General features: G+C 42.1%; 14 protein-coding genes. 12 read left to right on the top strand and 2 right to left on the bottom strand.

The annotated features are described in order from the left end of the window. Genes tmk through rraB form a run of 7 tightly spaced genes read left to right on the top strand, consistent with a single transcriptional unit; the run spans position 1 to position 6054 of the window. Positions 1–633, top strand: coding sequence for a dTMP kinase (gene tmk / locus C727_RS0106065; protein ID WP_017444735.1), 633 nt, complete (start codon positions 1–3; stop codon positions 631–633). After that, positions 630–1550, top strand: coding sequence for a DNA polymerase III subunit delta' (gene holB, locus C727_RS0106070; protein ID WP_017444736.1), 921 nt, complete (start codon positions 630–632; stop codon positions 1548–1550). The genes tmk and holB overlap by 4 nt, the downstream gene beginning before the upstream one ends. Positions 1551–1555: 5 nt before the next feature. After that, entirely contained in the window at positions 1556–1882 is a 327-nt protein-coding gene (locus C727_RS0106075; RefSeq protein WP_017444737.1) for a PilZ domain-containing protein, read from the top strand. A gap of 11 nt (positions 1883–1893) precedes the next feature. After that, a complete protein-coding gene (locus C727_RS0106080; RefSeq protein WP_017444738.1) occupies positions 1894–2667 on the top strand; it encodes a TatD family hydrolase in 774 nt (257 codons plus the stop codon). Positions 2668–2672: 5 nt separating this feature from the next. Continuing rightward, positions 2673–4946, top strand: coding sequence for a DNA topoisomerase IV subunit A (gene parC, locus C727_RS0106085; RefSeq protein WP_017444739.1), 2274 nt, complete (start codon positions 2673–2675; stop codon positions 4944–4946). Between the two features lie 14 nt (positions 4947–4960). Further along, complete coding sequence (locus tag C727_RS0106090; RefSeq protein WP_017444740.1) at positions 4961–5695, top strand: 1-acylglycerol-3-phosphate O-acyltransferase; 735 nt, start codon at positions 4961–4963, stop codon at positions 5693–5695. Beyond that, the gene (rraB, locus tag C727_RS0106095) at positions 5695–6054 is read left to right on the top strand and encodes a ribonuclease E inhibitor RraB (RefSeq protein ID WP_017444741.1); all 360 of its coding nucleotides are present in this window, start codon (positions 5695–5697) and stop codon (positions 6052–6054) included. The genes C727_RS0106090 and rraB overlap by 1 nt, the downstream gene beginning before the upstream one ends. Positions 6055–6057: 3 nt before the next feature. Here the strand turns inward: rraB and C727_RS0106100 are convergent, their stop codons facing one another. Both C727_RS0106100 and C727_RS0106105 read right to left on the bottom strand, forming a co-directional pair. Further along, positions 6058–7452 (bottom strand): sulfatase family protein, encoded by a 1395-nt coding sequence (locus tag C727_RS0106100; RefSeq protein WP_017444742.1) that lies wholly within the window; start codon positions 7450–7452, stop codon positions 6058–6060. Between the two features lie 183 nt (positions 7453–7635). After that, positions 7636–8271 carry a carbonic anhydrase gene (locus C727_RS0106105; RefSeq protein WP_017444743.1) on the bottom strand — a complete coding sequence of 212 codons (636 nt, stop codon included), beginning with the start codon at positions 8269–8271 and terminating at the stop codon, positions 7636–7638. A 245-nt stretch (positions 8272–8516) separates the two neighbouring features. Between C727_RS0106105 and C727_RS0106110 the strand changes: the two genes are divergently transcribed. The 5 genes from C727_RS0106110 (at position 8517) to C727_RS18115 (ending at position 12126) form a co-directional block, all read left to right on the top strand. Next, positions 8517–9347 (top strand): flagellin N-terminal helical domain-containing protein, encoded by an 831-nt coding sequence (locus C727_RS0106110; RefSeq protein WP_017444744.1) that lies wholly within the window; start codon positions 8517–8519, stop codon positions 9345–9347. A 63-nt stretch (positions 9348–9410) separates the two neighbouring features. Continuing rightward, the gene (locus C727_RS19005) at positions 9411–9851 is read left to right on the top strand and encodes a flagellar protein FlaG (protein ID WP_017444745.1); all 441 of its coding nucleotides are present in this window, start codon (positions 9411–9413) and stop codon (positions 9849–9851) included. Between the two features lie 16 nt (positions 9852–9867). After that, positions 9868–11325 carry a flagellar filament capping protein FliD gene (gene fliD / locus C727_RS0106120; RefSeq protein WP_017444746.1) on the top strand — a complete coding sequence of 486 codons (1458 nt, stop codon included), beginning with the start codon at positions 9868–9870 and terminating at the stop codon, positions 11323–11325. A gap of 22 nt (positions 11326–11347) precedes the next feature. After that, positions 11348–11794, top strand: a complete 447-nt coding sequence (gene fliS, locus C727_RS0106125; protein WP_017444747.1) for a flagellar export chaperone FliS — start codon at positions 11348–11350, stop codon at positions 11792–11794. Continuing rightward, positions 11794–12126 carry a hypothetical protein gene (locus C727_RS18115; protein WP_017444748.1) on the top strand — a complete coding sequence of 111 codons (333 nt, stop codon included), beginning with the start codon at positions 11794–11796 and terminating at the stop codon, positions 12124–12126. Before fliS ends, C727_RS18115 begins: the two co-directional genes overlap by 1 nt. Positions 12127–12133 lie beyond the last annotated feature (7 nt).

Here is a 12133-nt window from a genome sequence, read left to right on the forward strand (position 1 = left end):
ATGCAAAATGCTCAATTCATAGTTATAGAAGGGCTTGAAGGCGCTGGTAAAACAACTGCTTTAAATGTGGTTAAAAACTGGTTGCAACAACATCAGGTTGACTTTGTGCAGACCCGAGAGCCAGGCGGAACTTGGTTGGCAGAACAATTACGTGCATTAGTCAAAAGTCCGGATGTGGAAGAAAAAATCACCATAGAAACAGAACTCTTATTAATGTATGCCAGTCGTTCACAGTTAATAGAAAATGTTATAAAACCTGCTTTAGCTGCGGGTCAATGGGTGCTGGCAGACCGCCATGATTTATCTTCACGGGCCTATCAAGGTGGAGGCCGACAAATTGCTGATACAACGATAGATAGTCTGCGTGCCTTGGTATTAAAAAACTTTACACCTAATCTAACGATTTATTTGGATGTTACTGCAAAAACAGGTTTATCACGCGCGGCGGCACGAGGCCAACTTGACAGAATAGAGCAAGAGCAGATAGATTTTTTTGAACGTACTCGAGCCAAATATCTGGCGATTGCTGAACAAGATGAAAGTATAGTATGCATTGATGCTGAGCAATCTATAGCTGCTGTTCATCAGGCAATCATTCGAGTACTTTCCAACAGGTTGGGCAAGTACTTATGAGCTTTCCTTGGCTTGAGCCTTTGTTTGATAAACTGTTACGACAGTATCAGCGAGGCCATTTACATCATGCTATTTTATTGCATTCAAGCGTTAAACAATTGGCTAAAGGTCAATTGGCTGTATGGTTAGCTCACGCATTGTTATGCACGCGGCCCCAGCCAGCGGCGTGTGGCGAATGTAAGTCCTGCCAGTTATTAAACGCCGACAGTCATCCAGATTTTTTACAGATCCGTTCTGATACAAGTATTTCGGTGGCACAAATTCGCCAACTGGTTGCTGCGGCGTTACAGAAATCTCAACAAAGTGGTGCCCAAGTATTTATTGTTGAACGCTGTGAAAAAATGACAGAATCTGCTGCCAATGCGTTATTAAAAACGTTAGAAGAGCCGGGCCAACAAAAGTATTTTATATTAACAAGTGATGCGCCGGCACGATTATTAGCAACCATAAAAAGTCGTTGTCAACTTTACTCAGTGACCCCACCGTCACTTGAAAGTTTGAATGACTGGTTGCAAGACAAAGGCATAGATAAAACGCAATTTTCTAGCCTCTATCCTGAGTTTGCCGCTTCGCCGCTGCAAGCGCTGACCCTGCTGGAACAACAAGCTGCCGATAAAAAACATCAGCTACTCAATGACTTTAAAGCGTTTTTATCTGGGCGTATTGGTCCGCTGCAGCTGGCAACACATTTTGATGAAAGTTTATTTGATGAACAGTTAGACTGGTTAATTACTGCATTACAGCTATGGTTAAAAAAACAGGCAGAAAACAAACCTAAAACGCCACTTAGTTTAAAAATCTGTGCAATGCAAAACAGTTTGATTCAGGTTAAAATGCAAGTTTTAAATAGCGGTGTGAACAAAAAAGTTTTGTTCCAAGCCGCTTGCGTTGAAATGTCCAATTTATTGCGAGGCTAAGGAAAATGGAAGAAATCATCCTTGAGTATAATTCTGTTCAAGCCCTATATAAAAGCTATTTACCCTTTACAAAGGATGGTGGGCTTTACGTTAAAACCAGTCGCAAATACGATATTGGCGTTCAGTTAACGCTCAGTGTTATGTTGCCGAGCAATGTAGAACCTGTTGTCGTTTCTGGTGTGGTTTGTTGGATCACCCCTGCAGCGTCTCATTCAAACTTACCACAAGGGGTTGGTGTGGCATTCAGTGCGGAAAATAATGGCCTAAAAGAACGTATTGAAACCATATTAGGTCCTATGATGAATTCTTACGAACCTACTTTTACTATGTAACTAGGAGTTTTATGCTAGTCGATTCGCACTGTCATCTCGATCGGATTAAATTATCTGAGTCTGGCCTAACGTTAGATGAAATTTTGGCTTCAGCAAGAGCACGAAAAGTGGAACACTTTTTGTGCGTCTGTGTTGATTTAGATGGTTTTGAGTCGATGGCGGCCACCGTCAGTCCATTTGACGACGTATCTGTTTCTTGTGGTGTGCATCCGTTGTACAAATCAGAATATGACTATGCTCAGCTGCGCCAACTTGCCAGCCAGGCTAAAGTGGTTGCTATTGGTGAGACAGGCTTAGATTATCATTATTCAGCAGAAACCAAAGATTGGCAGCAAAAGTCTTTTGAGCAGCATTGCCAACTGTCTGTTGAATTAGATAAACCTTTAATAGTGCATACCCGTAACGCACGCCAAGATACATTGGATATTTTAAAAAACAATCAAGCGGAAAAAGCGGGTGGTGTTTTACACTGTTTTACCGAATCACTCGAGATGGCAAAAGCTGCGATCGAGTTGAATTTTTATATTTCGATTTCAGGTATAGTGACCTTTGGCAATGCAAGTGAGTTACGTGAGGTAGTTAAAGCCCTGCCGGTTGAACGTTTACTGGTAGAAACCGACTCGCCGTGGCTTGCACCTAAACCATACCGAGGTAAACAAAATCAACCCGCTTATGTGCATGAAGTCGCTCAATATGTAGCTGACTTAAAAGGTATTAGTTTAGCTGAATTAAGCCGAATTACGACTGCCAATTTTTACCAACTATTTAATCATATTAAAAACTGAATCTGATGAGTGAAATTAACCACGAAGGCATAGAAGAACTTGCAATGCGCAAGTTTACCGAAGATGCTTATTTAAACTATTCCATGTACGTGATCATGGATCGTGCGCTGCCCCATATCTCTGACGGTTTGAAGCCGGTACAGCGACGGATCATTTATGCGATGTCTGAGTTGGGTTTGTCCGCTCTGGCTAAATATAAAAAATCAGCTCGGACCGTGGGTGATGTGTTGGGTAAGTTTCACCCACATGGTGATTCAGCCTGTTATGAAGCTATGGTATTAATGGCTCAGCCATTTTCGTACCGTTACCCGTTAATCGACGGGCAAGGCAACTGGGGGGCACCGGACGACCCTAAATCTTTTGCTGCGATGCGTTATACCGAAGCAAAACTGTCTAAGTTTTCTGAAATTTTATTATCTGAGTTAGGCATGGGAACGGTTGATTGGGGACCTAATTTTGATGGTACCTTAAAAGAACCTGTTTATTTGCCAGCACGTTTACCGCATATTTTATTAAACGGTGTCACTGGCATTGCCGTGGGTATGGCAACCGATATTCCGCCGCATAATGTACGAGAAGTGGTGAGCGCGGCTAAATATCTACTTGATCACCCGAATGCCGGCCTAGACAAACTAATGAGTTTTGTACCTGCGCCTGATTATCCGACCGAAGCAGAAATTATTACGCCTCGAGAAGAGATTAAAAAAATCTATAGTCAAGGACGGGGCTCGATAAAAATGCGCGCTGTTTATCATGATGAGCAGGGCGAGATTGTGATCACAGCGCTGCCGCATCAGGCATCCAGTGGTAAAATTTTAGAGCAGATTGCCGCACAAATGCAGGCAAAAAAATTACCTATGGTTGCGGATTTACGAGACGAGTCGGATCATGAAAACCCGATCCGTTTAGTGGTAGTTCCCCGCTCAAATCGAGTGGATGTTGAGATGCTGATGCAGCATTTATTTGCCACCACAGATTTAGAAAAAAATTACCGTGTTAATCTCAACATGCTGGGACTCAATAACCGGCCTCAGGTAAAAGGGCTAGCAGAAATTTTAATTGAATGGCTTGAGTTTAGGTTAGCGACTGTGACTAAACGTCTTAACTTTCGTCTTGACAAAGTTTTAGCACGTTTACATATTTTAGAAGGTTTGTTAGTCGCTTTTTTAAATATTGACGAAGTGATACATATCATACGAACAGAGGAAAAGCCTAAACAAGAATTAATGTCTCGTTTTGAGCTTTCTGATAAACAAGCTGAAGCCATTTTAGAGCTTAAGTTACGTCAGTTAGCCAAACTAGAGGAAATTAAAATTCGTTCGGAGCAAGACGAGCTCGAAAAAGAACGCCAGTGGCTTGAATCAATTTTAGGTAGCCAAGATGAGCTTAAAAAGCTTGTTAAAAAAGAGCTCACAGCTGATGCTGAAAAATACGGAGATGAGCGGCGTTCTCCAGTAGTCGAGCGGGGTGAGGCGCGTGCATTAAGTGAAAAAGATTTAGTGCCGAGCGAAGCTGTCACTGTCGTGGTCTCAGAAAAAGGCTGGGTTCGCTGTGCCAAGGGGCACGAAGTTGATGTGATGGGTTTGAACTATAAAGCAGGTGACAGTTATTTAGCCTCCAGTCGTGGCCGTTCTAACTTGACCAGTGTATTTTTAGACTCTAGCGGGCGTGCATTTGCGACCGAAACCCACACTCTGCCATCCGCGCGCGGGCAGGGCGAACCTTTATCTGGCCGTTTTACGATTGCTGCCGGAGAAAGAATCGAGCACGTGGTTTGCGGCCAGCCAGATGAACATTATTTAGTTGCCTCAGATGCAGGTTACGGTTTTGTGGTAAAATACGCAGACCTTGTTAGTAAAAATAAAAACGGTAAAGCCGTTTTAACCTTACCCGCAAATGCACATGTTTTAGCACCGCAGCGACTAGTCGATCCTGAGCAATTAATCGTTGCTATTACCAACGAGGGGCGGATGTTATTGTTTCCTGTGGCTGATTTACCTAGATTGGCAAAAGGGAAAGGAAATAAAATTATTAGCATCTCCTCCCAGCGAGCAAAAAACCGCGAAGAATTGATGCGCCATGTTGCGTTATTAAAAGTTGATGATGCTTTAGTATTAGTCGCTGGGAAACGTAAAATGACGCTTAAACCAAGCGATTGGATGCACTATCAAGGTGAAAGAGGTCGTCGAGGTAACAAACTACCTCGAGGTTTGCAGCGAGTTGACGAAGTCATCATTGAAGCCGGACATTCGGCTTCTGAAGAAGACGATAATGAATAAAGGAAAGTAGCTGAGTGTTAGCCATTTTTAGAGTATTTTTGTTGGGCGTTTTTGTTATTTTAGCAAGTATAGCTGGGATCATTTTTTGTTTATTGCGTCCGTTTCATCGAAACAACGTTTATTGGCTCGGGCAAATGTTTGGCCGCGCTGCTGTTATTATCGGTTGCAAAGTGATCATTCGCAGTAATGATAAAGCTTATGCTGCACGGCCTGCGGTATTTATCGCAAACCACCAAAACAGCTACGATATTTTTACTTTATGCCGCAGTGTATTACCCAATACAGTGACAATAGGTAAAAAAAGCCTTAAATGGATCCCATTTTTTGGCCAAATTTACTGGCTGGGAGGCAATATATTGATCGATCGGGAAAACCGCCGGGCTGCGATGGCCACGTTGAAAAAGTCACGTGATGTGTTGCTTAAACGTCAGGTTTCCGTATGGATGTTTCCTGAGGGTACTCGTTCTTATGGGCGGGGATTATTGCCATTTAAGCGAGGTGCGTTTCAGCTAGCGGCTGCCGCTAAAGTGCCAGTTGTGCCTGTGGTCATGAGCTCGACGGATGGAATTAAACTTAATCGTTGGGATAATGGCCATATTATTATTGAACTGATGGATCCGGTTGAGCTTACTGATGCCCAGCAAAAAAATATTAAAATTGCATGCCAAGACTTTCATGCTTTGATGTTGGCAAAGTTAAATCAACTAGACGACGAAGTTAAAGCCTTGAATCAACCCCAGGATAAATGATGGAATTTATTGATAACCCGAGCGCTTTTAGCGAAGAAATAGTGAATGCATTGCTTGCCGATGGTAGTGATCCTAATGCTATATATGTGATTGAGCACCACTTTGCCTCACATGATTTTGACAAGCTAGAAAAAGCAGCGGTCGCAGCGTTTAAACTCGAGCACGAGGTCACAGATGCTGAAGAATTTGAAACCGATGATGGTCAGTTGATTTTAGCTTTTGATGTGCTAATTGAAAGTGAGCTTTCGTTGCCTGCGATAGAAGAGCAGGTTAAACAAATGATGCAGTTAGCTGAGCAGTATCAGGTTGAATATGATGGCTGGGGGACCGAATTCCAGCCATCAGATGAGATAGATTAAAGCTTATTTAGCCCATTTTTTAGCGTCTTGTCGAATTGGGTCCGGATCAAAAAACCTAGCTCCGGTCCCTGCTCTGTCATAATCGCCGATGTCATTTGACGCTGCTTTTGCTAGTTTAAGTAGGTGGTTAACGATTTCAGGATGCTCTTTGGCAACATTTTGTGTTTCTGAAATATCTTTTTCTAAATCGATCAACATTGGTTCAGGTATATCAATTACATCTTCTTTAGCTATGTGCCAAGACCATTTAGGTGACCAAGGAGATTGAGCTAATCTGGGTAAATGCAATTTCCATTTGCCATAGCGAACCGCTTGCAGGTGGGTGTGCTGGTAATAATAAAATGTTCTATCTTTAATTGTATCAACTTCCCCATGAATTAACTGAGAGATATCAATCCCATCTATTATTCGGTCACTAGGTGGTTGGGTACCCGCCAAGTTGGCAAAGGTTGGTAAAATATCCATGGTGGTGGTAATCGTATTATTGACAACGCCGGCCGGTACTCGTCCAGGTGCGTAAATGACAAATGGTACTCTAACGCCGCCTTCCCAAGTCGAAGTTTTTGCACCTCGCAATGGTAGTGCGGAGCCCCCGTGACTTTTTTTAACATGCCAGGGCCCATTGTCGCTCGTAAAGATCACATAGGTATTGTCCATGAGATTGAGTTTTTCAACGGCCTGTAAAACGCGTCCAACATTATAGTCAATTTCTTCTACCACATCGCCGTAAAGACCACGGGCAGACCGGCCTTTAAATTTTTTAGACGCCGCCAGACGTGTATGCGGCATGGTATGCGATAAATAAACAAAAAATGGTTTGTTTTGGTTGTCTGTAATAAATTTAATCGCCTCATCAGTATAGCGCTCGGTCAGCGTTGACATGTCTGCTTCGTTTTCGATTACCGTTTGGTTGCGAATTAAAGGCACATATTTGTCGTTGCTACCTGGCGTACCAAAATAATAATCAAAACCTTGGTTTAATGGTAATAAGTTGGGGTCGTACTTGCTTGGATTATGGCCAGCTAAGTCCCATTTGCCAAAAATACCACTGGTATATCCAGCAGGTTTGAGTACTTCAGCTATGGTGACTTCTTTTAAATGTAGAAAAGGGTGAATGGTGACTTTGTTTTGTTTTTTGGCGGTTCGTAATGGATAACTGGCTGTCATTAAAGCAGCTCTGGATGGACCACAAACGGTTTGTGCATAAAAATCTGTCATTTTCATGCCACCTGCGGCCATACTGTCAATATTGGGCGTTTTTATTTTAGGGGAACCAAAACTACTTAAGTCTTGATATCCCAAATCGTCGGTAAAAATTAAAATAAAATTAGGTTTGTTTTTTGCCGCTGCTACAAAAGACAGTGAGGCTAACGTTAGTGCTAAAATCAGAGCTCTCATATGTGTGTTTTTATATTTAAGAATACAGTGTCATCATTGTAGCACTTTTGTTTCAAAATGTACTATTTGTTTATTTTTTGTGGGTGGCTGCCACTAATCCGTTCAGGTGGACAGGATTAGCAGCACTAGGTGGGCAGTTTTGTGAAAAGAAGTGAAGTTTAACTATTTTGTTTGTTTGATATATTATTGAAGCTCTGGGTAGGCTTTTTCGAGTGAAATGAAAGCCTCTTGTTCTTCTTTATATACTTTGACACCACCTTTTTTGATGTCATATACCCATCCATGTAGCTCAACTGATTTTTGCGCCAGTTGGGTGGCGACGGCTGGGTGGGTCTTAAGGTGCTGTAACTGCATTAGCACATTGGCTTCTATTACTTCATTTATGTGCTCACTACAGAGTTCACCTGAATGTTTTGCTTTAACAATGTCGCCTGCTGCTCGGCAGTGTCCTAACCAATCTTTAACATGTGGGATAGCATCTAAACCTGTTGGATCGATAACGCCTTTCATTGCACCACAATCCGTATGACCACAAATAACAATATGTTTTACCCCTAACACAGCAACGGCAAATTCGATGGATGCCGTCATTCCCCCAGTCACGTTACTGTGCGGTGGCACTACGTTGCCAGCATTGCGACAAATAAATAAATCGCCAGGCTGAGAGTTAGTTAATAAGTTAGGGTCAATTCGAGAGTCGGCACAAGTTATAAATAAAACTTCAGGGTTTTGCCCATTTGCTAGCGTTTTAAACAGTTCTTTTCGCTCAGGGTAGGCATGTTTTTTAAACGCCATTACGCCTTTAATAATCTCTTCCATTTTAAATACCTCGTTGTTTAACACTGCATTGATTTTAGCAGAATTAATTTTTTTAAAAAAAATAAAAAAAAGACTAAAGTTTCTTTAGTTCATGCCGATAGCTTATAACGAGGGGAATTATAACTTTGTTTTTTGGTTGAGGGGCCAACAGCAAAGCAATTTGAGGTAGCTCTGAAAAGAGTTAAATTTTTAGCGAGCTGCTAACCGGTTTGAGGGAACCTGTTACAGTTTCAGGAGGTATAACTATGGGTATGTTTGTAAATACAAATGTGTCGTCTTTGACGGCTCAGCGTCAATTATTCAACTCAACGACTGAATTAAATACATCATTTGAGCGTCTATCATCAGGCTTCCGCATTAACCGAGCCGCTGATGATGCGGCAGGTATGCAGATATCTGATCGTATGACCAGTCAGATTGAAGGTTTAAACCAAGCGGTACGAAATGCAAACGATGGGATTTCTGTTGTACAAACTGCAGAAGGTGCTATGCAGGAAATCACTTCTTCATTGCAGCGCATCCGTCAATTAGCGGTGCAATCGCAAAATGGTATCAATACTTCATCCGATAGAACGGCTCTGCAAAAAGAAGTTTCTGCATTAAAAACTGAAATCAGCCGCATCGGCGCGACCACTCAGTTTGCTGATGTAAACCTTTTAAACGGAACCTATTCAGCCAGCTTTTTAGTGGGTGCAAATGGCGGAGATTCTCAGTCAATTGCAATCGCATTGAAACAATCAGGCGGTTATGGTGCCAGCGGCTTGAGTTTAGGTAGCTTGAGTGTTTCATCGCAAGCTGGTGCCGCGACTGCATTAGATACAATTGATAATGCAATCTCAACCATAGGGGCTGCAAGAGCAGACTTAGGTGCTCTGCAAAACCGTTTTCAGTCGACTATTCGTAACTTGAGCAATATTTCTGAAAACGTTTCAGCGGCTCGCTCGCAAATTAGAGATACAGATTTTGCGCAAGAAACTGCAAGCTTAACCAGAAACCAAATTGTTCAACAAGCGAGCTTATCGGTATTGAGTCAAGCCAATCAGCGCCCGCAAAGTGCGTTGTCATTGCTTGGTTAATAAAGCAGCGTTTAAATAAGAAGTGGTTACCGGTTAGCCACTTCTTTATTTTAGGAGGGTGTTATGGATCTGGATCATATAGGTTCTGTTTCGCCTCATACTTTAACTTATTCTGCTCATCGACCTTCCCCCACTGACAATACGGCCGAGCCGATTGCTAAGCTTTCAGAAAATACCCAAGGCTCAGCGCAAGTATCTAGTCAGTTAGAACAGAAAAATGCTAAAGTTGACGAACAGGCTGACGATAACCTAGTCAGTGAGACAAAAAATGTGACTCAAGCGGTTTCAAAAGTATCCGAGTTTTTACAGGTGCAAAATCGACAGCTAAATTTCACGCTGGATGATGAAAGTGAAAAACTCGTGATTACAGTAACGGATAAAGAGACTGGCGAAATGATTCGGCAGATACCGTCAGAAGAAATGCTTGAGTTGGCAAAACGTATTGAACAGCTGCGTTCTGATGCCGGAGAGACAGTCGGTATCTTGGTAAATCGTGAAGTGTAACTTTTAAGAGGCTGGTATGAGCATTTCATCTATAGGTGTTGGTTCAGGTTTAGATCTAAGTGGTTTAGTCACTCAGTTATTAGAAGCCGAGCGAGCACCAAAACAAGCAAGATTAGATGAGCAAGAAGAGAATATTGAGTCGGTTATATCGGCGATAGGCTCGCTCAAATCTAAAATGGATGAATTTCAAACAGCCGTAGATGATCTGAGAGAAAGTTCAGACCTGCAAAACCGTAAAGCTGTGGTTAGCCATCCTAGCTTGGAAGAAGATGAAGAGGGCCCATTTACCGCAGAGGCGTCTAATAGTGCAACCAAAGGTAGTTATAAAATCAGCATAGAGCAACTGGCTGAAGGTAGTCGTTTACAAACGGCTGATGGTGCATTCGCTAACTCGTCTGCATCGGTCAGTGATGCTGACGGTTCATTAACGTTCAAAATCGGTGCTACAGGGGACAGCTTTACAGTGAATGTAACGGCTGGTATGACCTTAGCCCAATTGCGATCAGCGGTCAACTCGGCGACTGGCAACGATTTTGGGATAAACGCCAGCATTGTTGATACTGGTACTGCAGCGGGAGCAAAATTGGTTTTTACCTCAGAAACCACGGGTGCGGGCAATGATTTGTCAATCGTGAATGATAACGACATTGCTGCTTTACAACAAATTGCGACCACAGATTCTAGTGAAACAACCAGTTATGGTAACGTCAGTATCGAAGCTGCAAAAAATGCGAAAGCGGATATTGATGGTATCAAAGTTGAAAGTGAGAGCAACGAGTTTGAAAATGTCATCGAAAACGTCTCATTTGAAGCAAGCGAAGTTAGCAGTAAAGATGCGCAAGGTGAATTTATTCCTTCAACGCTTGATATCGGTTACGACAAAGATGGCCTGAAAAACCAGATTACTGAGTTTGTTGATAAGTACAATAGCATGATGTCGACGATAGAAACCATGACTCGCTATGGTAGCTCAGAACTGGAAGACGACGGCGCACTTGCCGGTGATTTTATGATCCGAGGTATTCAAAGTGGTTTATCAAATATTGTTAGTCGCCAAGTCAGTGATTCTGCGTTAGGGACTTTATTTCAAATTGGTATTTCTTTTGGTGATGACAGTAAATTGGAGATCACCGAATCCGATGAATACGGTTTTGGCAGCGGTCAAGAACGTTTAGATGAAGCCATGGACGATAACTTCGATGACATTGCGGCACTTTTTACGTCAGAAAATGGTGGTATTGCGAATTTAATGTACGACTTTTTGGATGAGTACACTAAGTTTGGCGGATTGCTAAAATCACGTGAGGATGGCGCTAAAGGTGAAAAAGAGTTATTGACGGAAGAACGTGAGCGCTTTGAACTGCGCATGTTAGACTATGAATCGGTTTTGCGGGACAGATACATAGGGTTAGATTTAACGGTTGCTAAATTGCAGCGCACTGGCAATGCGCTAACTGCATCTTTAGGTTTTTAATTAATATTTTTAAGGTTTTATTATGTATAAACGTGGCATTAACGCTTATCAGAAAGGCAATTTAAAACAGCAAATCGCCCAAGCGGATCCTCATCAGATCACTTTGATGTTAATGCAAGGCGCTTTAGACAAAATGGCTTATGCAAAAGGTTGTATGGAGCGCAAAGAGTTTGCCGCCAAATCTGAGCATATTTCAAAAGCTTCGGCCATTATTGTGTCGTTACGTGATACGTTAGACTTTAGTGTAGAAAGTGAAGTCACCGACAATTTATTTGCGTTGTACGATTACATGTTGAATCGTTTAACCGATGCATCTATTCAAAATAATACTCAAATTATTGATGAAGTGATTTCATTGATGCTACCTATCAAAACAGCCTGGGCGTCGATTCCTGAGTCGGCAAAACAAGAAGCCTACCAGATGAAACAAGCGCGGGAACAACAGCAACAAACACAAAGTGTTGGTTAATGAAACAAGCACCTAATCGTCTTACTATAGGGCATCTAACTCATGAGCATACGCCTGCTGAGTTGGCCGATATTAACGAACGGCTTTGTGAGTTATTAAACGCTGATGAAACCGATGTTAAAGCCCTACAAGCAGAAGTTGATAAAAGAGACAGTTTTATCGTCAATTGGCTGTCTCAGCTTACCGACAAAAAGAAAAAACAATTTGCGTTAAATGAAAGCCAGGTTAATAATAAATTAACTTGTATTTGCAAAGACTTACTGAATACGGTAGAAAAGGATTTATTAAAATTAAATCGCGGCCGTAAAGCAGTTAAGTCGTATACAAAATAGAGTAAGC

The organism is Gayadomonas joobiniege G7, from assembly GCF_000300815.1.
Taxonomy (GTDB): domain Bacteria; phylum Pseudomonadota; class Gammaproteobacteria; order Enterobacterales; family Alteromonadaceae; genus Catenovulum; species Catenovulum joobiniege.